The following is a 22,301-nucleotide window of genomic DNA, read 5'->3' as shown; positions in this document are numbered from 1 at the left end:
CCGCCGATGCCTGGCTGGTTCGCCTCCGGACCCGTCCGTCCGGTGCCCGTTCGGGCCCGGTGGTGTCCCTGGGGGAAAGTTCTACAGCGGGTGTCCGGCGCTGACCAGCTCTGTTGCGCGCCCGATGCTGCCCGTATGTGCCCGTTCACGGTGCGGTGTGTCCGTCTCGGACCTGCGGGGTTGTGTGCGGCGGCGTGGTTTCGGGCGCGGCCGGTGCCCGAACGCGGCGGCGGGCGGGCCCGTTCGGTGCCCGCCCGCCGTGTTCCGGCCGCTGTGTTCCGGTCAGTACGGCCAGATCGGCGGGTCGCTGACGAAGTGGCCACCCAGGTAGGCGTGCGCGATGTCTGCCGGGTCGAGCTCGCCCTGCTCGGCGATCAGCTTCGCGGCGTACGGCTCGGAGTCGTCCCGCGGGTCGTAGCCGAGGGCGCGGGCGCTGGTGAGGTCCCACCACAGGCGGGTGTTGGCGGAGGAGCCGTGGACGACGGTGTGCCCGACGTCCGGCGCGGTCAGCGCCGCGTGGAAGAGCCGGGCGCCGTCGGCGGGGCTCATCCACACCGAGAGCATCCGGACGCTGGTGGGCTCGGGGAAACAGGAGCCGATGCGCACCGACACCGTCTCCAGGCCGTGCTTGTCCCAGTAGAGCTGGGCCAGGTCCTCGCCGAAGCACTTGGAAAGGCCGTAGAAGGTGTCCGGGCGGCGCGGGGTGCCGACGGGGATCAGCGGGTCGTCGCCCTGGGGGCGGGGTGTGAAGCCGACGGCGTGGTTGGACGAGGCGAAGACGATCCGTCCGACGCCCTCCTCGCGGGCGGCCTCGTAGAGGTGGTAGGTGCCCTCGATGTTGGCGCGCAGGATCTTCTCGAACGGGGCTTCCAGGGAGATGCCAGCGAGATGGATGATCGCGTCGACGCCGCGCACGGCCTCGCGCAGCGCCTCCCGGTCGGCGAGGTCGGCGACGATCGCGTCCGGCGCGTCCTCGATGGGGCGCATGTCGAGCAGCCGCAGGTCGTAGCCGTACGCCGGGAGCAGGCCCCGCATCAGGGTGCCGAGGCCGCCGGCGGCGCCGGTGAGCAGAACGGTGCGGGGTGCGGGCATCCTCGGGCTCCTGGGGTCGGCGCTGCACGGTCGGGCTCGGTCGGAATAACGGTGCGCATGCTTGGACCGTATTCACATGCATGGACACTGCCGGACACGCTAAGGAGCCGTCGCCGATCGCGTCAAGTCTCCCCCGAAGTGCGCCGATTCGCCGCCGCTCCGCACGAATGCGCGCTTGACCGGCCTCGATGGCGCTCCTTAGGCTGACATCGTTCAAGAATATAGACGTGGATCAGAAACGTGAGCGCCTGTTCTAGGGAGAGCCCGTGACGCCAGCCCCTCTCGCCGCACGCCTGAGCATTCCCGGCGGGCCGCTGTTCTTCCCCGTCACCGCCTTCGGCCCCGACGGATCGGTCGACCTCGACACGTACCGCACGCACGTCCGCCGCGGTGTCGAGGACGGGGCGGCGGCCGTCTTCGCCTGCTGCGGGACCGGCGAGTTCCACGCCCTCACCCCCGAGGAGTTCCAGGCCTGCGTACGGGCCGCCGTCGAGGCCGCCGAGGGCAGGGTGCCGGTCGTCGCCGGGGCCGGCTACGGCACCGCGCTCGCCGTGCGGTACGCGGCGCTCGCCGAGGAGGCGGGCGCCGACGGGCTGCTCGCGATGCCGCCGTACCTCGTCGTCGCCGGACAGGAGGGGCTGCTCCGGCACTACCGCGGGCTCGCCGCCTCGACCGCGCTCCCCGTCGTCGTCTACCAGCGCGACAACGCCGTGTTCACCCCGGACACCGTCGTCGAACTGGCCCGCACGGACGGGATCATCGGCCTCAAGGACGGCCTCGGCGACCTCGACCTCATGCAGCGGACCGTCAGCGCCGTCCGCACCGAGGCGCCCGGCGGCTTCCTGTACTTCAACGGCCTGCCGACCGCCGAGCAGACCCAGCTCGCCTACCGCGCCCTCGGCGTCACCCTCTACTCCTCCGCCGTCTTCTGCTTCGCCCCCGAGATCGCCCTCGCCTTCTACCGGGCCCTGCACAACGGCGACGAGGACACCGCCGGGCGCCTCCTCGACGGTTTCTACCGCCCGTTCGTCGAACTGCGGGCGCAGGGCCCCGGATACGCCGTCGCCCTCGTCAAGGCCGGCGTGCGGCTGCGCGGCCTCGACGTGGGAGAGGTCCGGCCCCCGCTGCACGAACCGGCCGAGGACCACCTCAAACAGCTCGCCCAGCTCATCGAGCGCGGCCACACCCTCCTCGACGCGGACCCGGAGGGGACCCGGTGAGGGCGTCGGCGTTCGTCTACCCCTGGGACGTCAACGGGGATCCGGAGGCACCCGGCCGCATCGCCGGCCTCGGCGTACACCAGGCCACCCTCGCCTCGGCCTACCACTCCACCCGCACCCTCACCCCGCGCCACCCCCGCCACCGCATCGTCACCGCCGACCACGCGGCCGTGCTCTACCCGATGGACGACGGCCGCTGGGAGGGCCGCGTACCGCGCCCGTACCCGGCGGGCGACTGGGCGCCCGGCGACGCCTTCGGCGAGGCAGCCGCCGCGCTCACGGACGCCGGTCTGGAGGTGCACACCTGGGTGGTGCTCGCGCACAACTCCCGTATGGGCGCCGAGCATCCGGCCACCTCGGTCGTCAACGCCTACGGCGACCGCTACCCGTGGGCCCCGTGCGTCGCCCAGCCCGCCACGCGCGCGTACGTCGTCGACCTCGCCGCCGAGGCCGCCGTACGGCCCGGGGTGCGCGGCACCGAGCTGGAATCCCTCGGCTGGTACGGGCTCCAGCATCTGCACGCCCACGACAAGACCGCCGGGATCGCGCTCGGGGACGCCGGGCAGTACCTGATGTCGCTCTGCTTCTGCCCGGACTGCGCGCGGGGCTACGGGGAGCGGGGCGTGGACGCCGACGCGCTCGCCGCCGCCGTACGCGCCGCCCTCGAACCGCTGTGGCGCGGCACGGCCGCCGACGAGGGCTGGGCCGGAGTGGAGAAGCTGCTCGGCGAGGAGTACGCGGCGGCCACGCGCGCGTGGCGCGACGACACCGCCCGCACCCTCCAGGAGGACACGGTCGCGGCGGTCCGCCGGGCCGCGCCCGCCGGATTCCAGGTGCTGCTCCACGCCGACCCGGTCACCTACCACTGCGGCGCCAACGCGGGCGTCGACCCCGCGCACATCCTCTCCGTCGCGGACGGCGTGGTCGTGCCCTGCGCGGGCGGTCCGCAACTGCTCGCCCCCTTCGCGGAACGGGGCGGCGAGAGCGCGGTCCTCGCCGCCAACCTCCAGGTGGTCTCCGGGATGGGCGGCAGCCCCGGCACGCTCGCCGCGGACGCGGCCCGCGCACGGGACCGGGGCGCCACCGAACTGCGGCTCTATCACGCCGGGTTGGCGTCGGACGACGACCTGTCGGCGGTGCGGGAGGGGCTCGCCGCGCTCTGACGCGGAAGTGCCGCGCTCGCCGCCCACACCACGCCCAGGACGGCGAGCAGCACCGCCACGTCCACCGCCTCGACCAGGGCGGCCCCCACCGCCAGCCCGACCGCGTTCGGCGCGAGGACCAGCGCGTGGGCGGTGGCGGCGGTACGGCCGAGCAGCGCGTCCGGCGTCTCGCGCTGCACGGCCGTGAACGCGGCGACCAGCACACACGGCAGCCCCGCGCCGATCGCCGCCGAGCACCCCAGCGCGACCGCGTCCGACGGCACCGCCCGCAGCCCCGCCGCGACGGCGGTCACCGCGATGCCGTACCCGGCCAGCCGGTGAGCGCCGAGACGGCGCAGCGCCGGGCCCGCCAGCAGCCCGGCCACCACCGAACCGCCGCCCTGGACGGCGTAGAGCACCCCGGCATAGGCGGGCGCGTGCCCCAGCGCGTCGATCACGGCGTACAGCGCCGCCCCGTTGACCCCGGCGCACAGCATGGTGGCGCCCCCGGCCAGGACGAGCGGGCGCAGCCGGGGGTGCCTCCACAGATGCCGGGCGCCCTCCGCGATCCGCACCCGCTCCCCTCGGGCCGGTGGCGGCTCGGGCACCCGCAGGCAGGCGTACAGTGCGGCCGCGAGGACGAAGGAGGCGGCGTCGAGCAGGACGACGGCGTCCGCGCCGTACGCCCCGTAGAGGACGGCGCCCGCCGGGGGAGCGACGAGCTTCAGGCCCTCGGAGACGGTCATGCGCAGCCCGTTGAACTCCCCGAGCAGGGACGCCGGGACGGCACCGGCGACGAGCGCGGACTCGGCGGCGTCCTGCACGACACCCACGGCGCCGTAGACGAACAGGACCGCGAACACGACCCGGACGCGCCCCGGCGAGTCGACGGCCGTGAGGACGGGCAGGAGCGCCGCCGGGAGCAGATGGAGACCGATCAGCAGCGGCCCGCGGCGGACGGTGTCGGCCAGGGTGCCGAGGACCGGGCCGGCGGCGGTGGGCGCCCACAGGGCGAGCAGACACAGGGCGGCCAGCCCGTCGGAGCCGGTGAGGTCCTTCACCCACACTCCGGCCACCAGCCACAGCGCGGAGGTGCCGAAGCCGGAGACCAGGACGGCGGCGAGACACAGGCGGGCGTCGCGACGACGCAGGACGCGGGGGAGCGTCAGGGAGACGGTGTGCTTCATGCCCGCCCACGGTGCGGCTGAGGCGGGGGTGCCGGCATCGGGCGGAAGCCCTGTTCCGCGTCGTCAGTCCCCGGCGGTCTCTGAGGACGGTTTCGCGTGGAGGACCTCGCGGGCCTGCTCGGCGGCGCGGGCCAGGTTCTCGGCCACGTACTGCAGGAAGTGGCTGACGTTCTCCAGCCGGACGGCCGCCGGGGTGCCGGGCCCGAGCACGTCCACGCCCTCGCGGGCGAGCTCCACCTGCTCCTCCAGCGACCGGACGCTGGCGATCATCGACTGGTACCAGAGGTCCTCGTCGATGACGTACCGCTCGCGCCGGCGCTCGTCACGCTGTCTGCGGACCAGAGACTGGCTCTCCAGGAACGCGATCGACTTCGAGACGGTGGCCGGGCTGATCCTCAGCCGCTTCGCGAGGTCGGCCGCCGTCATGCTGCCGGTGTCGCTGGTGAGGAGGCAGACCATCACCCGGGACATCGTCTTGGCCAGGCCCGAGCCCATCATCACGGTGGTGAACCGCTCCTCGTACTCGGCGACGGCGTCCGCGTCGCGTCCGTACGGCAGCGGGCCGGACGCCGGGTCGGGAGCCGAGGCCGTACGGCGCCGGTGGGCCCGGCGCTCGGCCGCGCGGTGGGCGAGGTCCGCGCGGTACTCGGTGGGGCCGCCGTTGCGCATGACCTCGCGGGTGACCGTCGACGTGGGCCGGTCGAGGCTCCTCGCGATCTCCGCGTAGGCCAGGCCGTCCGCGAGCCCCGTCGCGATCCGCTGGCGTTCCTGCTGGGTGAGCCTGCCTCCCGGCATCGGGTTCTCCTTCTCCGTGCGCGTAGGGGGCCAGCGTAGCGTTCGGGTCCATCTCGTTGCAACGGACGCGAGAGAGGTCGTTGCATTGTCCTCAGATCCATTGCAACGAAATAGTGGCAATGAGCTGTGGTTATGGGTTTCCGATGCAACAAGTATGTTGCCCACTCCATGAACGCAACGTAGCGTTTCGGGTGTCGGAAACAGCCGGTACACCACCTGGGAGACACCATGCACACCTTCGACGCCCCCGCCCCGATCGCCCTCGTCCTCGACGTCCCCGCGGGCCGTCTCCAGCTCATCGCCGGCGAGCGGCGCGACGCCGTCGTCGAGGTGCGTCCCGCGGACGCGTCCCGCGGCCGTGACGTCGAGGCCGCCGAGCGGATCGACGTCACCTGCGCCGACGGCGTCCTCCGCGTCACCGCCGCCACGCCGTCCGGGATGCGCTCCCTGCGCGACCCGGGCTCGGTCGAGGTGACCGTCCAGCTCCCCGCCGGCTCCCGTGTCGACGCCAAGGCCTCCCTGGCCGAGCTGCGCGGCGTCGGACGCCTCGGCGACCTCGCCTTCGAGGGGGCCCAGGCCACCGTCAAGGTCGACGAGGCCGACAGCGCCCGTCTCGCCCTCCAGGCCGGCGACATCACGGTCGGCCGGCTGCGCGGCGCCGCCGAGATCAGCACCGAGAAGGGGGACATCGCCGTCACCGAGGCCGTCCACGGCCAGGTCACCCTGCGCACCGGGCACGGCGCCGTCACCGTCGGGGCCGCCCGCGACGTCTCCGCCGCCCTCGACGCCGGCACCGCCTACGGCCGCGTCCACAACAGCCTCAGGAACGCCGACGGCGCCGGCGCCGCCCTTCAGATCCACGCCACCACCGGCTACGGCGACATCACCGCCCGCAGCCTCTGACACCCACACCACACACCCACAGGGGGAACCCGCTCATGAGCGACGCGGCCATCACCGCGCACGACCTGCGCAAGTCCTACGGGGGCACGACCGTCCTCGACGGCATCGACCTGACCGTCCCGCGAGGCACGATCTTCTCGCTCCTCGGGCCCAACGGTGCCGGGAAGACCACCGCCGTCAAGATCCTCTCCACTCTGATCCCGCCGGACCCCGGCAGCGGCACCCTCCGGGTCGGCGGCCACGACCTCGCGACCGACCCCCAGGCCGTACGCGCCGCCATCGGCGTCACCGGGCAGTTCTCCGCCGTGGACGGCCTGATCACCGGCGAGGAGAACATGCTCCTCATGGCCGACCTGCACCACCTGCCCCGGCGGGAGGGCCGGCGGGTCGCCGCCGAGCTGCTGGAGCGCTTCGACCTCACCGAGGCCGCGGGGAAGCCGGCGTCCACCTACTCGGGCGGTATGAAGCGGCGCCTGGACATCGCCATGACGCTGGTCGGCGACCCGAGGATCATCTTCCTCGACGAGCCCACCACCGGTCTCGACCCGCGTTCACGGCACTCCATGTGGCAGATCATCCGCGCGCTGGTCGCCGACGGCGTCACCGTTTTCCTCACCACCCAGTACCTGGAGGAGGCCGACGAACTCGCCGACCGGATCGCCGTGCTGAACGACGGGAAGATCGCGGCCGAGGGGACCGCCGAGGAGCTCAAGCGGCTGGTCCCCGGCGGCCACGTCCGGCTCCGCTTCACCGACCCGGCCGCCTACCGGGGCGCCCGCGCCGCACTGAGCGGGGTCCACCCGGACGACGAGGCCCTCGCGCTCCAGATCCCGAGCGGCGGCAGCCAGCGCGAGCTGCACGCCCTTCTCGGCCGGCTCGACTCCCTCGGCATCGAGGCCGACGAGCTGACCGTGCACACCCCCGACCTCGACGACGTCTTCTTCGCCCTGACCGGCGACGCCGTCATCCCCTCCCAGACCGAGGAGAACGCCCGATGAGCACCCTGTCCCTCGCAGTACGCGACTCCTCGACCATGCTGCGCCGCAACCTCCTGCACGCCCGGCGCTACCCGTCGCTCACACTGAACCTGCTGCTCACGCCGGTCATGCTGTTGCTGCTCTTCGTCTACGTCTTCGGCGACACCATGAGCGCCGGCATCGGCGGCGGGGCCGCGGACCGCTCCGCGTACATCGCGTACATCGTCCCCGGCATCCTGCTCATGACCATCGGCAGCACCACGGTCGGCACGGCGGTGTCCGTCTCCAACGACATGACCGAGGGGATCATCGCCCGTTTCCGCACCATGGCGATCCACCGCGGCTCGGTGATCGTCGGGCATGTCGTCGGCAGTGTCATCCAGGCGGTGGCCAGCGTCATCGTGGTCGGCGCGGTGGGCGTGGCCATCGGGTTCCGCTCCACCGACGCCACCGTGCTGGAGTGGTGCGCCGCGTTCGGGCTGCTCGTGCTCTTCGCCACCGCGCTCACCTGGATCGCGGTCGGCATGGGCCTGGTCAGCCCCAACGCGGAGGCCGCCAGCAACAACGCGCTGCCGCTGATCCTGCTGCCGCTGCTGTCCAGCGCGTTCGTCCCGCTCGACGCGATGCCGGGCTGGTTCCGGCCGGTCGCCGAGTACCAGCCGTTCACCCCGGCCATCGAGACCCTGCGGGGACTGCTCCTCGGCACCGGCATCGGCCACCACGGCTGGCTGGCCCTCGCCTGGTGCCTGGGCCTCGCGGTGCTCGGTCACCGCTGGTCCCGGGCCCGGTTCGACGCCGAGCCGAAGTGACCCCGGCGAAAACCCGTCGGAATCTGTCGGTCCTCCCCCTGGGGGAGGACCGCAGCCGTTCCTGGCGTGGTGCCCCGTCCGAGTGGTCCAACCGCTGAGCAGGAGAAGGCACTTCGCATGCAGTACGTCGCGCCGATCGGCGTCGGTCTCGTCTACGTCCTCCTGATGTCGCTCGTCCCGGAGCCGCACCGGCGCCGCTTCAACGCCGTCATGGTGGCCGGCGCCGGCGCCGCCTATCTGAGCGGCGGCGGGCTGGGCGGCTGGGAGTTCGCGTTCACCGCCCTGGTCACCTGGGTCGCGTACCGGGGACTGGACTCCTGGACCTTCGTGGGCGTCGCCTGGCTTCTGCACACCGCCTGGGACGCCGTCCACCACCTGCACGGCAACCCGATCATCCCCTTCGCGGACACCTCCTCCCTGGGCTGCGCGATCTGCGACCCGGTGATCGCCCTGTGGTGCTTCACGGGCGGCCGGACCCCGCGTGAGCTGCTGCGGCGGTGGCGCGGAGCGGGGGAGCGGGGCGAGGACCCGGCCTGGGCGGCGGACGCCGTGCGCTGAGGGCCCCGGCACCGATGAGTTCCGAGCCCGGTCCCGGTCCACCCTTCACACGATCGATCTGTGAGGAGCCGGCTCATGACGGACACGACTCTCGATCTCGGACCGCAGGCGCGCGCCGTCGCCCGGCTCGCCCTGGCCGTACGGGACGACCAGCTGGCGGCGCCGACGCCCTGCCCGGACCTCGCCGTCCGTCATCTGCTGGGGCATCTGCTCGGGCTGTCCGTCGCCTTCCGCGACGCCGGCCGCAAGGACTTCGGTGCCACGACCGACACCGCCCCGGACTCCGCCGTACCGGACGTCGGGCCCGGCTGGCGCGAGGAGCTGCCCAAGGTCCTCGACGAGCTCGCGGAGGTGTGGCGCGCCCCGGACCCGTGGACCGGGACGACCCGCGCGGGCGGCATCGAGATGCCCGGTGCCGTCGCGGGCGCCGTGGCCGCCGACGAACTCGTCATCCACGGCTGGGACCTGGCCCGCGCCACCGGGCAGCCGTACGACCCCGACCCGGCGGCGGTCCGGGCCTCCTACGCGTTCCTGTGGGCCGCCGCCGACGAGGACGGCAGGGACGGCAACGGCATCTTCGGTTCCGTCGTCCCGGTGCCGGACGAGGCGCCCCTGCTGGACCGCGCGGTGGGCCTGAGCGGGCGGAACCCCGGCTGGAGCCCGGCCCGGTAGGGGACCGGGGCGCGGCACGCCTCCGTCGCGCCCTAGTCGCCATCGCCCGGCAGTACTTGCGCACTGCCACGCCGAGGGAACCTGCCCCGGCACGGCCCCTCGAGGACGAGCGAACGCCCCGCCGGTCGTCACCGGCGGGGCGTTCGTGCTGCCGGCCGAGGGGGGCTCAGGCCGGCAGGTCCCGGGGCGGGTGGGGGCCGCTCCGTGAAGTCAGATGACATGCAGCGCGGTTCGGTTGCCTCGGCGGCCGCGGAGTGCGGGCGGGGTCTTCCGCCGATGCCCTTCCGTAACACGGGGAAAACCTGAAACCCCTGCGGCGGGGGAACAATCCAGCCAGCATCCGCACAGTGATCCATCGGGCGACGAGGAGTGACGGCATGTCAGAAGCGCAGAAGGCGGTCGACCGGGCCGGTGCGCCCGAACCGGGCGTGAACAGCGTCGACCGGTTCTTCAAGATATCCGCGCGCGGCTCCACCCTGCCCCGTGAGATACGCGGCGGATTCGCCACCTTCTTCACGATGGCGTACATCCTTGTCCTGAACCCCATCATCCTGGGCAGTGCCGAGGACAAGTTCGGCCACCAGCTCGACCCCGTCCAGCTCACCACCGCCACCGCCCTGGTGGCCGCGGTCATGACCGTCATCATGGGCGTCGGCGGCAATCTGCCGCTCGCGCTCGCCGCAGGCCTCGGGCTGAACGCCGTCGTCGCCTTCCAGATCGCGCCGCTGATGTCCTGGGACGACGCGATGGGGCTGATCGTCATGGAGGGCCTGCTGATCTGCGTCCTCGTGGTCACCGGGCTGCGCGAGGCCGTCATGCACGCCATACCGCAGCCGCTCAAGCAGGCGATCAGCGTCGGCATCGGCCTGTTCATCGCGTTCATCGGCTTCGTCGACGCCGGGTTCGTCACCCGGATCCCGGACGCCGCGAACACCACTGTGCCCGTCCAGCTCGGCGGCACCGGCACCCTCGGCGGCTGGCCGATCCTGGTCTTCTGCCTCGGCGTGCTGCTGACGGTCGCGCTGCTCGCCCGCAAGGTGAAGGGCGCCATCCTGATCAGCATCGTCACCATGACGGCCGTCGCGATGCTCATCGACTCCCTGGCCGACGTCAAGAGCTGGGGCCTGACCACACCCGCCTGGCCGGACCAGGTGGTCGACACCCCGGACTTCGGTCTCCTCGGTCACTTCAGCCTGTTCGGCGCGTTCGGCGAGACCACCGCCATCACCGTGGTCCTGCTGATCTTCACGCTGATCCTGTCCGACTTCTTCGACACCATGGGCACGGTCGTCGGCGTCAGCGCGGAGGCCGGTCTCCTCGACGAGCAGGGCAAGGTGCCGAACCTCGGGCGGGTGCTGCTCATCGACGGTGCGGCGGCGGCCGCGGGCGGCGCCGCGTCGGCCTCCTCGGCCACCTCCTACATCGAGTCGGCGGCCGGCGTCGGGGAGGGCGCCCGCACCGGCTTCGCCAACCTGGTCACCGGCGGCCTCTTCGCGCTCGCCCTCTTCCTCACCCCGCTGCTCACCATCGTCCCGCTCCAGGCCGCCGCGCCCGCCCTGGTCGCCGTGGGCTTCCTGATGATGACGCAGGTCAAGAACATCGAGTGGGACAGGTACGAGATAGCCATCCCGGCGTTCCTGACCATCGCCGTCATGCCCTTCACCTACTCGATCACCAACGGCATCGGCGCGGGCTTCGTCGCCTACGTCCTGATCAAGATCGTGCTCGGCGGGGCCAAGGAGATCCACTGGCTGCTGTGGGGGACCTCGGCGCTGTTCCTCGTGTACTTCGCCATCGACCCGATCGAGCAGATCCTCGGCGTGCGGTGAGGACCCCCTAGGTGTGCTGTCCCGGGACAGCACACCTAGGCGCGCAGGGCCGCCTCCATCACCTTCCTGGCCACGGGGGCGGCCAGGCCGTTGCCGCTGACCTCGGAGCGGGCGGCGTTCGACTGCTCCACCAGCACCGCCACGGCGACCTCCTTGCCGTCGGCCTTCCCGTAGGACGTGAACCAGGCGTACGGCGTCTTGCTGTTCTTCTCGCCGTGCTGGGCGGTGCCCGTCTTGCCGCCGACCGTCGCGCCCGCGATCCGCGCGTTGGTGCCGGTGCCCTCCTCGACGACCGTGCGCATCGCCGACTGCAGCTGCTCGGCGGTGCGGGAGCCGACGATCTCCTCGCTGCCCGCGCTGTCGTCGTAGTCCTCCAGGACGTCACCGTTGCCGTCGGTGATCTGCGCGACCATGTGCGGCGAGACCAGCTTGCCGCCGTTGGCGATGGCCGCGGACACCATGGCGATCTGCAGCGGAGTCGCGGTGACGTCGAACTGCCCGATGCCGGACAGCGCGGTCTGCGCCTTGTCCATGCCCGTCGGGTACACGCTCTCGTACGCCCGCACCGGCACGTCCTGCTTGTCGTCGTTGAAGCCGAACTTCTCGGCCATCGCGCGGACCTTGTCCTGGCCCAGGTCGACGGCGACGCTCGCGAAGACGTTGTTGCACGAGTACTGCAGGGCGACGCGGAGGGAGGCGTCCTCGCAGGGCGCCGAGGGGTTCTCGTTCGTCAGCTTGCTGTTGGACTGCGCCAGCGGGTACGGGTCCGGGCTGTCCGTCGGCTCGTCCACCGACTCGTACAGGCCGTCCTCCAGCGCGGCCGCCGCGACGACCAGCTTGAACGTCGAGCCCGGCGGCAGCGGCTGGCGCAGCGCGCGGTTCGTCATCGGCTTGTCCGGGTCGGAGGTCAGCGCCTTCCAGGCGTCCGCGTCACCCGTGGTGATCGTCGTCGGGTCGTACGACGGGGTGGAGGCGACCGCCAGGATGCGGCCCGTGGCCGGGTCGATCGCGACGGCGGCCCCCTTCTTGTCGCCGAGCGCCTCGTAGGCGGCCTTCTGCACGGCCGGGTCGATCGTGGTCACCACGTTGCCCGGGTCGGACCGCTTGTTCGTCACCGTGTCCAGCACGCCCTTGAGACGGTTGTCCGTGCCGTCCAGCAGATCGCGGTAGACGCCCTCGAGCTGGGTCGCGCCGAACGCCTGCGAGCTGTACCCGGTCACGGCCGAGTACAGCGAGCCGTCCCGGTACGTCCGCTTGTACGCCAGGTCGCCGCCCGTCGTCCGCGCGGAGCCGGTGACCGGCTTGCCGCCCACGATGATGTCCCCGAGCGGCGCGCTGTACAGCGCGATCGTGTTCCGCCGGTTGTCCTTGTCGTCCGCGAGGGCCCGGCCGTCGTAGAACTGCACCCAGGTCGCCCTGCCCAGCAGGGCGAGCACCAGGAGCAGTGTGAAGACGGAGGCCCGCCTGATCGTCTTGTTCATCCCACTTCCAGGGACGAACGGATCGGGGTGGATCGTTCCCTCGCGCCCGGTTTCTCATCTCACGTTCATGCGGCGGGCCCGGCGGACGGGGGTGTCAGCCGTCCAGATGCAGGACGTACTCCTCGATCTCCGCGCCCCGCGCCTGGGCGAAGGCCCGTGCCCGCGCCGTCACCCGGAACCCGCACTTGGCCAGCACCCGCAGCGAGCCCTCGTTGTCGGCGGCGGCGCGCGCGTACAGCGGGCGCTCGGGCACCTCGGCGAGCAGCCGGCGCAGGGCGGCCGTGGCGATGCCCCGGCCCCAGTACGCGCGGTCGACCCAGTACGTCACCTCGCGCTCGCCGGGCTCGCCGTAGACGGCGGCGCTGCCCACCACGTCCCCGTCGGCGAGGATCGTGCGCAGCACGTCGGAGGAGGAGCGCAGCCTTCGCCAGTGGGCGTCGAAGGCGGCCCGGTCGGTCGGGTCCTCGGGGGTGAAGGCCGCCATGCGCAGGGCCTCGGGGTCGTTGAGCTGGCGGAAGAAGACCGGCAGATCGCTGTCGTGCACCGCGCGCAGTTCGACGTCCATGACGTCAGAGCCTACGAGTGGCCAGGGTCAGTCTGTCGCGCGCGTCGAACAGCGCGTCCTTCACCATCTGCTCGTGCGCGGGCGTGAGCCGCGCCACCGGGACCGAACAGCTGATCGCGTCCCGGGCCGGGGTGCGGTAGGGGATCGCCACGCCGAAGCAGCGCAGCCCCAGCGTGTTCTCCTCGCGGTCGACGGCGAAGCCCTGCTCACGGACCTGGTGCAGCTCCTCGATGAGCTTCTCCCGGTCGGTGATCGTGTTCTCGGTCAGCGCGGGCAGCGTCTCCGGAAGCATCTTGCGGACCTGTTCGTCCGAGTAGGTGCTGAGCAGCGCCTTGCCGAGCGAGGTCGAGTGCGCGGGGAGCCGGCGGCCGACCCGGGTGAACGGCCGCAGATAGTGCTGGGACTGGCGGGTGGCGAGGTAGACGACGTTCGTGCCGTCGAGACGGGCCAGGTGGATGGTCTCGGTGGTGTCGTCGGAGAGCCGGTCCAGGGTGGGCCGGGCCGCCGCGACCACCTCGTCGCCGTCGATGTAGGAGGTGCCGACCAGCAGCGCCCGGACGCCGATGCCGTACCGGGTGCCCGTCGCGTCGGTCTCCACCCAGCCCAGCTCGACCAGGGTGCGCAGCAACATGTAGAGGCTGGACTTGGGGTAGCCGACGGCCTCCTGGACCGCCGCGAGGGAGTGCATACCGGGGCGTCCGGCGAAGTACTCCAGCAGTTCGACCGTCCGTACCGCGGACTTGACCTGCGCCCCGCCGCCCGTCTCGCCAGCCGACATCGCCCTTGACCCCTTCGTTCGACGGGAAATACTCTCCGCAGCATATTCACCATCAGAGACAGCGTTCAGTATATCGAACAAGCCTGGTGGTGGACCGTGCAGTTTCCGTAGTGCGGCAATACAGGTGGAGGGACCCGCGGTGGCAGCAGCACCAGTCTGGAGTGTCGACCCCCGAACCGGGAAGCAGCGTGAACAGGTTGCGGTGGAGGCCACAGCCCAGGAGGTGGACGAAGCGGTCCGCGCCGCGCACGAGGCGCGCGGCTCCCTCGCCGACCGCACCGTCCGCGCCGCCTTCCTGCGTACGGCCGCCGACCGGCTCCAGGCGGCGGGGGAGCAGCTCGTCGAGGCCGCCGACGCCGAGACCGCGCTCGGCCCGGTCCGGCTCACCGGGGAACTCGCCCGCACCTGCTACCAGCTGAGGGCCTTCGCGGACATCGTCGACGAGGGCGCCTTCCTGGACGTCGTCATCAACCACCCCGACGACACCGCCACCCCGCCCATCCCGGACCTGCGCCGCTACAAGGTGCCGCTCGGCGTCGTCGCCGTCTACTCCGCCTCCAACTTCCCGTTCGCCTTCTCCGTCGCCGGCGGCGACACCGCGAGCGCCCTCGCCGCGGGCTGCCCGGTCGTCGTCAAGGCGCACCCCGACCACCCCGCGCTCTCCGAGCTGGTCGCCCATGTGCTGCGCACGGCCGCCGCCGCGCACGGCGTCCCGGCCGGTGTCGTCGGCCTGGTGCACGGCTTCGAGGCCGGTCTGGAACTCATCCGGCACCCGCTGGTCGCCGCGGCCGGCTTCACCGGCTCGGTGCGCGGCGGCCGGGCCCTGTTCGACGCGGCGGCCGCCCGCCCGGTCCCGATCCCGTTCCACGGCGAACTGGGCTCGCTGAACCCGGTCCTGGTCACCGAGGCCGCCGCCGCCGAGCGCGGCGAGGCCATCGGCACCGGGCTCGCGGGCTCGATGACGCTGGGCGTCGGCCAGTTCTGTGTGAAGCCGGGCCTGGTCCTGGTGCCGTCCGGCGCGGGCGGCGACAACCTGGTCAAGTCCCTGACGGACGCCGTCAGCAACTCGGAGGCCGGCGTCCTGCTCGACCACCGGATGCGCGACAACTTCCTCGCCGGGGTGGCCGAGCGCACGGGCCTGCCCGAGGTGGAGTCGCCGGTGACGCCGGGCGCGGGCGGCGACCACACCGTCAGCGCCGGGTTCCTCACGGTCGCCGCGAGCGCGCTGGCCGAGGAGGGCGCCCACGACGTGCTCCTGGAGGAGTGCTTCGGGCCGGTGACGGTCGTCGTCCGCTACGACGACGAGGCCGAGGCCACTCGGGTGCTGTCCCGGCTGCCGGGCAACCTGACGGCGACCGTCCAGCTGTCCGGGGAGGAGGCGGCGGGCCAGGGGCGCGGCGCGGACATCCTCGCGGAGCTGACCCCGCTGGCCGGACGCGTCCTCGTCAACGGCTGGCCCACCGGGGTCGCCGTCGCGCCGGCCCAGCACCACGGCGGGCCCTACCCGGCGACGACCTCGACCTCCACCTCCGTCGGCGGCACCGCCATCGAACGGTGGCTGCGGCCGGTGGCGTACCAGGGCGCGCCCGAGGCGCTGCTGCCCCCGGAGCTGCGCGACGACAACCCGCTCGGGCTGCCCCGCCGGATCGACGGCGTCCTCGAGATCTGAGGGCGCGCGGACCACCCGGCGCGGGTGTCCGGGCGGTCCGCCTGGAAGAATTCCGTCATGGAACTGGAGATACCCGAACTGCCCTTCCCGCTGCGGACCTACGGCCCGGACGGGCACTGGGCCTACGAGGACGGCGTCCTCTCCGGATGGGCGGGACCCCGGCAGGACCGGTTCGTGCCGCCCACCGGCGAGGCCCTGGACGCGGCGTCCGACGCGCCGCGGCTGCTGGGCGCGCCCGAGGGCGACTTCCAGCTGATCGCGCGGGTCACCGTCGGGTTCGCCGGGTCCTTCGACGCCGGGGTGCTCTACGTCCATGTCGGCGAACGGGCCTGGGCCAAGCTGTGCCTGGAGTACTCCCCGGACGTGCCGACCGTCTGCACGGTCGTCACCCGGGGCCACTCCGACGACGCCAACTCCTTCACCGTGGAGGGGAGTTCGGTGTGGCTGCGGGTGAGCCGCACCGGCCGCGCCTTCGCCTTCCACGCCTCCCGCGACGGCGAACGCTGGACGTTCGTCCGCCTGTTCACGCTCGGCGACGAGAAGGAGACCGGCGCCGCCCTGGTCGGGTTCATGACGCAGTCGCCGCTGGGCGAGGGCTGTGTGGTGACGTACGACCACCTGGCCTTCCGGCCCGAGTGGCCGAAGGACCTGCGGGACGGCAGCTGACCCCGGTGGGCCGGGCGCCCGGAACCGGGGCACGCCCGGCCACGTCCCTCCTCACATGATCCATGAACGAGTCCCGGGGACCCGGGTGATCCGGCCCGTCGTGCCCGCCGAGCTGGCGGACGTCGTCGCGCTGCACACTCGGGCCCGCGCCACCTACTACCCGGGCGGGCTCCCGCAGGACGGCACCGACTGGCACGCGGCCTGGCGCACCGCCGTCGAGCGGCCCGGCGGGCGGGTGCTGTGCGTCGCCGAGCAGGGCCGCCTCATCGGCCTGGCGTCCTTCCGCACCCCCGAGGGCGCCGCCGCCGACCTGGTCAAGCTGTACCAGTTCCATGTCGACCCCGAGCACTGGCGCCGGGGCGTCGGCACCGCCCTGCACCGGGCCTGCGTCGAGGAGTGGACGGCCGACCGCAGACACACGGCGGTCCTCGACGTGCACGTGGACAACCGGCGCGCCCAGGACTTCTACGCCCGCCAGGGCTGGCTGCCCGACCCGGAGAACCCGCCCGCCGACGGCGACCACCACCGGTGTCTGCGCTTCGAGGTCCCCGGCGCCTGAGACCGCGCGCGGGGAATGAAACCGGCTGCTTGAACGTTCATCGACCCGGCGGAGGCGGTCTCCGCACCCGAACGAACCGGAGAGAGCCTCACCCATGCGCGTCGAGATCTGGAGCGACATCGCCTGCCCGTGGTGCTACGTGGGCAAGGCCCGCTTCGAGAAGGCGCTCGCCGCCTTCCCGCACCGCGACCAGGTCGAGGTCGTGCACCGCTCCTTCGAACTGGACCCCGGCCGCGCCAAGGGCGACACCCAGCCCGTGATCACCATGCTCACCAAGAAGTACGGAATGAGCGCCGCGCAGGCCCAGGCCGGCGAGGAGAACCTGGGCGCCCAGGCCGCCGCCGAGGGGCTCGCCTATCGCACCGAGGGCCGCGACCACGGCAACACCTTCGACATGCACCGTCTGCTGCACCTCGCCAAGCGCCACGGCCGTCAGGACGAGCTCGTCCAGATCCTGTACCGGGCGAACTTCGCCGAGGAGCGGTCCGTCTTCTCGGAGGGCGACGACCGTCTCGTGGAGCTGGCCGTCGAGGCCGGGCTCGACGCCGAAGAGGTACGCGCGGTCCTCGCCGACCCCTCCGCGTACGCCGACGACGTCCGCACCGACGAGCGCGAGGCCGCCCAGCTCGGCGCCACCGGCGTCCCCTTCTTCGTGCTCGACCGCACGTACGGCGTCTCCGGCGCCCAGCCCGCCGAGGTCTTCACCCAGGCGCTGACCCAGGCGTGGGGCGACCGTTCGCCGCTGACGCTCCTCGACTCGGGTGACGCCGACGCGTGTGGCCCCGACGGGTGCGCGGTCCCGCAGGGCTGACGAAATCGCAGGTCAGCGCCTATATATAAGCGTTGCTTAGATGAACGACGTAAGAAATCGCAATGGACCGGCACGGTCCGCAGGGCTCAGAGTTGGCTCATGGAGACCTTCGAGAGCCTCGTCCGCGCTGAGTTCGCCCCGAAGAACGTCTATCTGAACACCGCGAGCAACGGCCTGCTCCCGGCCCGCACCGTGGCCGCCCTCGACCGGGCCGCGCGGATGCGGGCCGACGGCGTCGCGCTCGGCTCGCTCTACGAGGACGTCGAGGCGGTCCGGGCCTCCTTCGCCCGGCTGGCCGGCGTCCCCGTCGAGCGGGTCGCGCTCGGCGGGTCCGTCGCCGAGTACGGGGCGCTGATCGCCGCGTCCCTGCCCGAGGGCGCCGAAGTCCTCACCGCCGAGGCCGACTTCGCCTCTCTGGTGAACCCCTTCCATATGCGCGGCGACCTCAAGGTGCGAGCCGTCCCGCTGGAGCGGCTCGCCGAGTCCGTACGGCCGGACACCGCGCTCGTCGCCGTCAGCTCCGCGCAGTCCGCCGACGGGCGGCTCGCCGACCTGGCCGCGGTGCGCCGGGCGGCCCGGGAGCACGGGGCCCGCACCTATGTCGACGCCTCCCAGTCGCTGGGCTGGCTGCCGGTTCAGGCCGCCGAGGACGACTTCACCGCCGCTGTCGCCTTCAAGTGGGTGCTCGGCCCGCACGGCATCGCGTTCTTCGTCGCCCCCGACGACTTCGGCGGGCTGACGCCGCTGCTCGCCGGCTGGATCGCCGGGGAGGTGCCGTGGGAGAGCTGCTACGGCCCCGTCGAGGAACTCGCCCGCTCCGCACGGCGGTTCGACATCAGCCCCGCCCTGTTCGGCTTCGCAGGGCTGCGCGCCTCCCTGGAGCTGGTGGAGCAGCTGGGCGTGGACGCCATCCAGGCCCACGACCTCGCGCTGGCCGACCGGTTCCGCGCGGGCCTGGCCCGCCTCGGCCACACCCCGGTGCCCGCGCCGGGCTCCGCGATCGTCTCCGTGCCCGGACTCGGCTCCCGGCAGGGCGAGTTGAGCCGCGCCGGCATCGAGGTCTCCGACCGCGCGGGCCATCTGCGCGCCGCCTTCCACCTCTACAACACCGCCGCCGACGTCGACCGGCTGCTGGACGCCCTGTCCGCCTGACCCCGCACACGGCGACGCGGCCCGCTCCGTACGAGAAGTACGGCCGGGCCGCGTCGCCGCAGGCGTGCGGGAGGTCACCTCACCGGGGTGAAGTCCCTCGCGCCGATGAACTCCGGCCGCCGGACCGGAGCCGCGAAGGGCTCCACGGCGGCGTTCTCCACGCTGTTGAACACGATGAAGACGTTGCTGCGCGGGAACGGCGTGATGTTGTCGCCGGAGCCGTGCATGCAGTTGCAGTCGAACCAGGTCGCCGAACCGGCCTTGCCCGTGAACAGCTTGATGCCGTACTCCGACGCCATCTTGGTCAGCGCCTCGTCGGACGGCGTGCCCGCGTCCTGCATCTGCAGCGACTTCTTGTAGTTGTCCTTCGGCGTCTCTCCCGCACACCCGAGGAAGGTCTTGTGGGAGCCGGGCATGATCATCAGCCCGCCGTTGGTGTCGTGGTTCTCCGTCAGCGCGATCGAGACCGAGATGGTGCGCATGTTCGGCAGGCCGTCCTCGGCGTGCCAGGTCTCGAAGTCGGAGTGCCAGTAGAAGCCGCTGGCACCGAACCCGGGCTTGACGTTGATCCGCGACTGGTGGACGTAGACGTCCGAGCCGAGGATCTGCCGGGCCCGGCCGACGACCCGCTCGTCGCGCACGAGCTTCGCGAACACCTCGCTGATCCGGTGCACCTCGAAGACGGACCGGATCTCCTTGGACTTCGGCTCCACGATGGAGCGCTCGTCCGCGCGGATGTCCGGGTCGTTCACGAGCCGGTCCAGCTCGCGCTGGTAGACGGCGACCTCGTCCGGGCCGATCAGCTGGTCGACGGCGAGGAAGCCGTCGCGGTCCAGGGCCTGCAGCTCAGTGGCCGAGACCGGTCCGGGGGTGTCCGGGGAACCCCAGACGACCGGGTCCTGCCGGGGGGTCGCCACCTCGGTGGCACCGCGGGTCGGGTACAGATCGGTGACGTGCGTGGTCGTGGTCACGGTGACTCACACCTCCTCGGTGAGCAGCGGGTAGACGCCGTTCTCGTCGTGGTCCTCCCGTCCGGTCACCGGCGGGTTGAACACACAGATGCAGTGGAAGTCCTCCTTGACCTCGAGCGTGTGCCGCTCGTGGCCGTTCAGGAGGTACATGGTGCCCGGCGTGATGTGGTAGGTCTCGCCGGTCTCGCGGTCGGTCAGCGTGGCATCGCCCTTGGTGCAGACGACGGCCTCGATGTGGTTGGCGTACCACATGTCGGTCTTCGTGCCCGCGTACAGGATCGTCTCGTGCACGGAGAAGCCGACCCCCTCCTTGGCGAGGACGATGCGCTTGCTCTCCCAGGTGCCGGACGCCGATTTCACGTGGCGGTCGGTGCCTTCGATCTCCTTGAACGAACGGACGATCACGGTGTTGCGATGCCTCCTAGGTGGTGGTGTTCCCTGCCGCGTACGGGGTCAGGCGGTCTCGCGGACGGAGCGGGCGAGGATGCTGAGCCCCTCGTCCAGCTCCTCCGGGGTGATGGTGAGAGCGGGCAGCAGCTTCACGACCTCGCTCTCGGGGCCCGACGTCTCGATCAGCAGTCCGAGCTCGAAGGCGCGGTGGGCGATCCGGCCGGCGCGTTCCTTGTCGTGGAACTCCATGCCCCAGACCAGGCCGCGGCCCCGGTACTCCTTGACGTCGGGCAGGTTCTCCTCGCAGATGGCGATCAAACCCTGTTCGACCTGCTCGCCGCGCGTGCGGGTCTGCTTCTCCATCGCCGAGCCGTCGGCCCAGTACGACTCCAGCGCCGCCGTCGCCGTGACGAAGGCGGGGTTGTTGCCGCGGAAGGTGCCGTTGTGCTCGCCCGGCTCCCAGATGTCCAGCTCGGGCTTGAACAGGCACAGCGACATGGGCAGGCCGTAGCCGCTGATGGACTTGGACACGGTGACGATGTCCGGCGTGATGCCCGCCTCCTCGAAGGAGAAGAAGGCGCCGGTGCGGCCGCAGCCCATCTGGATGTCGTCGACGATGAGCAGCATGTCCTGGCGCTCGCACAGCTCGGACAGCGCGCGCAGCCACTCGGGGCGGGCCACGTTGATGCCGCCCTCGCCCTGCACGGTCTCCACGATCACGGCCGCGGGCTTGTTCAGGCCGGATCCCTGGTCCTCCAGGAGCCGCTCGAACCACAGGAAGTCCTCGACGGTGCCGTCGAAGTAGTTGTCGAACGGCATGGGGGTGCCGTGGACCAGCGGGACACCGGCGCCGGCGCGCTTGAAGGCGTTGCCCGTGACGGCCAGCGAGCCCAGCGACATGCCGTGGAAGGCGTTGGTGAAGGACACGATGGCCTCGCGGCCCTTGACCTTGCGGGCCAGCTTCAGCGCGGACTCGACGGCGTTGGTGCCCGTCGGGCCCGGGAACATGACCTTGTACGGCAGGTCGCGGGGCCGCAGCACCAGGTCCTGGAAGGTCTGCAGGAAGGACCGCTTGGCGCTGGTGGACATGTCGAGCCCGTGCGTGACGCCGTCGCGCTCCAGGTAGTCGATCAGGGCGCGTTTCAGCACCGGGTTGTTGTGCCCGTAGTTCAGCGACCCGGCACCGGCGAAGAAGTCCAGATACTCGTGGCCGTCCTCGTCGTACATGCGGCTGCCGCGCGCACGGTCGAAGACAGTGGGCCAGCCTCGGCAGTAGCTGCGCACCTCGGACTCGAGGGTCTCGAAGACGCTGAGGTCGGGCTGGGTGATGGTCACGACGAATCGCTCCTCGTTGCGTGGGGGGAGGTCAGAGGGAGAGGGGACCGATGCGGTACAGCACTTCGGAGTCGTGCGGACCGTCGGGGAAGAGTGCGGCCGGGAACAGCACCTCGCGCTCCAGCGGCGCTCCATGGCGCTCGGCGAAGGAGGTGAACAGGCGTTCGGAGGCGGTGTTGCCCGGGGTGATGGTGGTCTCGACACCGGTCACGCCGTGCTCGCGGCGGACACGGGCGACGAGGCCGTCCAGCAGGGAGGCGGCGAGCCCGCGTCCGCGGTACGCGCCGTCCACGGCCACCTGCCAGACGAGCAGGGTGTGCGGGCGGTCCGGGCGTACGTACCCGGTGACGAAGCCGACCGGTTCGCCGCGCTCGTCACGCGCGACGGCGGATGTGCCGGCGAAGTCCCGGCACCACAGCAGATAGCTGTACGACGAGTTCAGGTCGAGCGCCTCGGAGTCGCGGGCGATGCGCCACAGCGCGGCACCGTCGGCTGTCGCCGGACGGTCGATTTGCAGGTCTGCTTGTGCGGCAGTCATGCAAATTGAATTTACCGAGAGAAATTGAAAAATGCATGGCCGAAAGGGGTTACGGATGCCGTCGGCCTGTGTTATCACGCGGGCGTGAGCAGGGCCGCCCAGAGACGGCAATGCGCCCGGTTTGCCCGGTTAATACCGGGCAAACCGGGCGCGATGTGGAACGTGTCACAGCCATGTAACTTCTATGGACTGTGCGCGGAAT

The 22,301-nt window shown here is 71.9% G+C and carries 23 protein-coding genes; 13 read left to right on the top strand and 10 right to left on the bottom strand.

Annotated features, from left to right (window positions below):
* Window positions 1-282: 282 nt before the first annotated feature.
* Window positions 283-1,092: an NAD-dependent epimerase/dehydratase family protein gene (locus tag DC008_RS07665; protein ID WP_108706295.1), complete on the bottom strand. Its 810-nt coding sequence runs from the start codon at window positions 1,090-1,092 to the stop codon at window positions 283-285.
* Window positions 1,093-1,358: 266 nt separating this feature from the next.
* Here DC008_RS07665 and DC008_RS07660 point away from each other — a divergent pair, with 266 nt between their 5' ends.
* Window positions 1,359-2,312, top strand: a complete 954-nt coding sequence (locus DC008_RS07660) for a 5-dehydro-4-deoxyglucarate dehydratase (RefSeq protein WP_108706294.1) — start codon at window positions 1,359-1,361, stop codon at window positions 2,310-2,312.
* The gene (locus DC008_RS07655; protein ID WP_108706293.1) at window positions 2,309-3,475 is read left to right on the top strand and encodes a hypothetical protein; all 1,167 of its coding nucleotides are present in this window, start codon (window positions 2,309-2,311) and stop codon (window positions 3,473-3,475) included. The genes DC008_RS07660 and DC008_RS07655 overlap by 4 nt, the downstream gene beginning before the upstream one ends.
* Here the strand turns inward: DC008_RS07655 and DC008_RS07650 are convergent.
* Window positions 3,412-4,641 carry an MFS transporter gene (locus tag DC008_RS07650; protein WP_108706292.1) on the bottom strand — a complete coding sequence of 410 codons (1,230 nt, stop codon included), beginning with the start codon at window positions 4,639-4,641 and terminating at the stop codon, window positions 3,412-3,414. The two genes, DC008_RS07655 and DC008_RS07650, sit on opposite strands and share 64 nt — an antisense overlap.
* A gap of 63 nt (window positions 4,642-4,704) precedes the next feature.
* A complete protein-coding gene (locus DC008_RS07645) occupies window positions 4,705-5,436 on the bottom strand; it encodes a helix-turn-helix domain-containing protein (RefSeq protein ID WP_108706291.1) in 732 nt (243 codons plus the stop codon).
* Window positions 5,437-5,664: 228 nt separating this feature from the next.
* Between DC008_RS07645 and DC008_RS07640 the strand changes: the two genes are divergently transcribed.
* The 6 genes from DC008_RS07640 (at window position 5,665) to DC008_RS07615 (ending at window position 11,184) form a co-directional block, all read left to right on the top strand.
* Window positions 5,665-6,339 (top strand): DUF4097 family beta strand repeat-containing protein, encoded by a 675-nt coding sequence (locus tag DC008_RS07640; protein WP_108706290.1) that lies wholly within the window; start codon window positions 5,665-5,667, stop codon window positions 6,337-6,339.
* Window positions 6,340-6,374: 35 nt separating this feature from the next.
* Complete coding sequence (locus tag DC008_RS07635; protein WP_108706289.1) at window positions 6,375-7,337, top strand: ATP-binding cassette domain-containing protein; 963 nt, start codon at window positions 6,375-6,377, stop codon at window positions 7,335-7,337.
* Entirely contained in the window at window positions 7,334-8,125 is a 792-nt protein-coding gene (locus tag DC008_RS07630; protein WP_108706288.1) for an ABC transporter permease, read from the top strand. The genes DC008_RS07635 and DC008_RS07630 overlap by 4 nt, the downstream gene beginning before the upstream one ends.
* Before the next feature lie 117 nt (window positions 8,126-8,242).
* Window positions 8,243-8,683: a DUF6010 family protein gene (locus DC008_RS07625; RefSeq protein ID WP_108706287.1), complete on the top strand. Its 441-nt coding sequence runs from the start codon at window positions 8,243-8,245 to the stop codon at window positions 8,681-8,683.
* 75 nt (window positions 8,684-8,758) lie between these two features.
* Complete coding sequence (locus tag DC008_RS07620) at window positions 8,759-9,355, top strand: TIGR03086 family metal-binding protein (RefSeq protein WP_108706286.1); 597 nt, start codon at window positions 8,759-8,761, stop codon at window positions 9,353-9,355.
* 377 nt (window positions 9,356-9,732) lie between these two features.
* Window positions 9,733-11,184, top strand: a complete 1,452-nt coding sequence (locus DC008_RS07615) for an NCS2 family permease (protein ID WP_108706285.1) — start codon at window positions 9,733-9,735, stop codon at window positions 11,182-11,184.
* A gap of 35 nt (window positions 11,185-11,219) precedes the next feature.
* Here DC008_RS07615 and DC008_RS07610 read toward each other — a convergent pair whose 3' ends face one another.
* The 3 genes from DC008_RS07610 to DC008_RS07600 form a co-directional block, all read right to left on the bottom strand.
* On the bottom strand, window positions 11,220-12,665 hold the full coding sequence (locus DC008_RS07610) for a peptidoglycan D,D-transpeptidase FtsI family protein (protein ID WP_108706284.1): 1,446 nt from the start codon (window positions 12,663-12,665) through the stop codon (window positions 11,220-11,222).
* 94 nt (window positions 12,666-12,759) lie between these two features.
* Window positions 12,760-13,230, bottom strand: a complete 471-nt coding sequence (locus DC008_RS07605; RefSeq protein WP_108706283.1) for a GNAT family N-acetyltransferase — start codon at window positions 13,228-13,230, stop codon at window positions 12,760-12,762.
* Between the two features lie 4 nt (window positions 13,231-13,234).
* Window positions 13,235-14,008, bottom strand: coding sequence for an IclR family transcriptional regulator (locus DC008_RS07600; RefSeq protein ID WP_030956770.1), 774 nt, complete (start codon window positions 14,006-14,008; stop codon window positions 13,235-13,237).
* Window positions 14,009-14,147: 139 nt separating this feature from the next.
* Here DC008_RS07600 and DC008_RS07595 point away from each other — a divergent pair, with 139 nt between their 5' ends.
* The 5 genes from DC008_RS07595 to DC008_RS07575 all read left to right on the top strand — a co-directional run bounded on the left by DC008_RS07595 (window position 14,148) and on the right by DC008_RS07575 (window position 18,865).
* Entirely contained in the window at window positions 14,148-15,677 is a 1,530-nt protein-coding gene (locus DC008_RS07595; RefSeq protein WP_108706282.1) for an aldehyde dehydrogenase (NADP(+)), read from the top strand.
* Between the two features lie 57 nt (window positions 15,678-15,734).
* Window positions 15,735-16,343 carry a DUF1349 domain-containing protein gene (locus DC008_RS07590; RefSeq protein ID WP_108706281.1) on the top strand — a complete coding sequence of 203 codons (609 nt, stop codon included), beginning with the start codon at window positions 15,735-15,737 and terminating at the stop codon, window positions 16,341-16,343.
* Between the two features lie 55 nt (window positions 16,344-16,398).
* The gene (locus tag DC008_RS07585) at window positions 16,399-16,902 is read left to right on the top strand and encodes a GNAT family N-acetyltransferase (protein ID WP_208645823.1); all 504 of its coding nucleotides are present in this window, start codon (window positions 16,399-16,401) and stop codon (window positions 16,900-16,902) included.
* Between the two features lie 94 nt (window positions 16,903-16,996).
* Window positions 16,997-17,713 (top strand): DsbA family oxidoreductase, encoded by a 717-nt coding sequence (locus DC008_RS07580; protein WP_108706279.1) that lies wholly within the window; start codon window positions 16,997-16,999, stop codon window positions 17,711-17,713.
* Between the two features lie 99 nt (window positions 17,714-17,812).
* Window positions 17,813-18,865, top strand: a complete 1,053-nt coding sequence (locus DC008_RS07575) for an aminotransferase class V-fold PLP-dependent enzyme (protein WP_108706278.1) — start codon at window positions 17,813-17,815, stop codon at window positions 18,863-18,865.
* A gap of 74 nt (window positions 18,866-18,939) precedes the next feature.
* Here DC008_RS07575 and thpD read toward each other — a convergent pair whose 3' ends face one another.
* The 4 genes from thpD to ectA are packed head-to-tail and all read right to left on the bottom strand — an operon-like array spanning window position 18,940 to window position 22,099.
* The gene (thpD, locus tag DC008_RS07570; RefSeq protein ID WP_108706277.1) at window positions 18,940-19,836 is read right to left on the bottom strand and encodes an ectoine hydroxylase; all 897 of its coding nucleotides are present in this window, start codon (window positions 19,834-19,836) and stop codon (window positions 18,940-18,942) included.
* A gap of 6 nt (window positions 19,837-19,842) precedes the next feature.
* Window positions 19,843-20,241, bottom strand: a complete 399-nt coding sequence (locus tag DC008_RS07565; protein ID WP_108706276.1) for an ectoine synthase — start codon at window positions 20,239-20,241, stop codon at window positions 19,843-19,845.
* A gap of 48 nt (window positions 20,242-20,289) precedes the next feature.
* On the bottom strand, window positions 20,290-21,561 hold the full coding sequence (gene ectB / locus DC008_RS07560; protein ID WP_055621392.1) for a diaminobutyrate--2-oxoglutarate transaminase: 1,272 nt from the start codon (window positions 21,559-21,561) through the stop codon (window positions 20,290-20,292).
* A gap of 31 nt (window positions 21,562-21,592) precedes the next feature.
* Window positions 21,593-22,099: a diaminobutyrate acetyltransferase gene (gene ectA / locus DC008_RS07555; protein WP_055621391.1), complete on the bottom strand. Its 507-nt coding sequence runs from the start codon at window positions 22,097-22,099 to the stop codon at window positions 21,593-21,595.
* Window positions 22,100-22,301 lie beyond the last annotated feature (202 nt).

Source organism: Streptomyces nigra (genome assembly GCF_003074055.1).
GTDB lineage: Bacteria > Actinomycetota > Actinomycetes > Streptomycetales > Streptomycetaceae > Streptomyces > Streptomyces nigra.
This window is presented reverse-complemented; position numbering and strand designations above follow the sequence as displayed.

Excerpts from the sequence above, each read along its gene's own strand:
- DC008_RS07665 (WP_108706295.1), bottom strand. The coding sequence starts at position 1,092 with ATGCCCGCACCCCGCACCGTTCTGCTCACCGGCGCCGCCGGCGGCCTC.
- DC008_RS07650 (WP_108706292.1), bottom strand. The coding sequence starts at position 4,641 with ATGAAGCACACCGTCTCCCTGACGCTCCCCCGCGTCCTGCGTCGTCGC.
- DC008_RS07645 (WP_108706291.1), bottom strand. The coding sequence starts at position 5,436 with ATGCCGGGAGGCAGGCTCACCCAGCAGGAACGCCAGCGGATCGCGACG.
- DC008_RS07640 (WP_108706290.1), top strand. The coding sequence starts at position 5,665 with ATGCACACCTTCGACGCCCCCGCCCCGATCGCCCTCGTCCTCGACGTC.
- DC008_RS07635 (WP_108706289.1), top strand. The coding sequence starts at position 6,375 with ATGAGCGACGCGGCCATCACCGCGCACGACCTGCGCAAGTCCTACGGG.
- DC008_RS07630 (WP_108706288.1), top strand. The coding sequence starts at position 7,334 with ATGAGCACCCTGTCCCTCGCAGTACGCGACTCCTCGACCATGCTGCGC.
- DC008_RS07625 (WP_108706287.1), top strand. The coding sequence starts at position 8,243 with ATGCAGTACGTCGCGCCGATCGGCGTCGGTCTCGTCTACGTCCTCCTG.
- DC008_RS07620 (WP_108706286.1), top strand. The coding sequence starts at position 8,759 with ATGACGGACACGACTCTCGATCTCGGACCGCAGGCGCGCGCCGTCGCC.
- DC008_RS07615 (WP_108706285.1), top strand. The coding sequence starts at position 9,733 with ATGTCAGAAGCGCAGAAGGCGGTCGACCGGGCCGGTGCGCCCGAACCG.
- DC008_RS07610 (WP_108706284.1), bottom strand. The coding sequence starts at position 12,665 with ATGAACAAGACGATCAGGCGGGCCTCCGTCTTCACACTGCTCCTGGTG.
- DC008_RS07605 (WP_108706283.1), bottom strand. The coding sequence starts at position 13,230 with ATGGACGTCGAACTGCGCGCGGTGCACGACAGCGATCTGCCGGTCTTC.
- DC008_RS07600 (WP_030956770.1), bottom strand. The coding sequence starts at position 14,008 with ATGTCGGCTGGCGAGACGGGCGGCGGGGCGCAGGTCAAGTCCGCGGTA.
- DC008_RS07590 (WP_108706281.1), top strand. The coding sequence starts at position 15,735 with ATGGAACTGGAGATACCCGAACTGCCCTTCCCGCTGCGGACCTACGGC.
- DC008_RS07585 (WP_208645823.1), top strand. The coding sequence starts at position 16,399 with ATGATCCATGAACGAGTCCCGGGGACCCGGGTGATCCGGCCCGTCGTG.
- DC008_RS07580 (WP_108706279.1), top strand. The coding sequence starts at position 16,997 with ATGCGCGTCGAGATCTGGAGCGACATCGCCTGCCCGTGGTGCTACGTG.
- DC008_RS07575 (WP_108706278.1), top strand. The coding sequence starts at position 17,813 with ATGGAGACCTTCGAGAGCCTCGTCCGCGCTGAGTTCGCCCCGAAGAAC.
- ectA (WP_055621391.1), bottom strand. The coding sequence starts at position 22,099 with ATGACTGCCGCACAAGCAGACCTGCAAATCGACCGTCCGGCGACAGCC.